Below are 238 nucleotides of genomic sequence, written 5' to 3'. Positions count from 1 at the left end.
CGTTTACCCTTTAGCCCCGGCTATGCCGCATTTACGTTTCCGATGGTGATTGGGGCAACGGCATTATTTAAAATGTCTGTTTGGATGGAAAGTGTTGGCATGGCAGCGGAATATGTACAGCAAATTAATGCATTAGCTGAGTTTGAATTGCTTGTCGCTACCGTGGTTGTCAGTTATGTTTGTCTGCGATATCTGCATTTTTATCAACCGAGTAGAGTCTTGGTGGCTAATCCATAAA

The 238-nt window shown here is 43.3% G+C and carries 1 protein-coding gene; it reads left to right on the top strand.

Features of this window, described 5'->3' with window-relative positions:
• Nucleotides 1-237, top strand: a 237-nt coding sequence (locus AAEY78_RS14895) for a TDT family transporter (RefSeq protein ID WP_352340265.1), incomplete at its 5' end; no start/stop codon positions are given.
• Nucleotide 238 lies beyond the last annotated feature (1 nt).

The sequence above is a fragment of the Psychrobacter sp. 16-MNA-CIBAN-0192 genome (genome assembly GCF_040309565.1).
Taxonomy (GTDB): Bacteria; Pseudomonadota; Gammaproteobacteria; order Pseudomonadales; family Moraxellaceae; genus Psychrobacter.
Note: the sequence above shows the minus strand (reverse complement) of the source record. Positions and strands in the feature narration are given on the sequence as shown.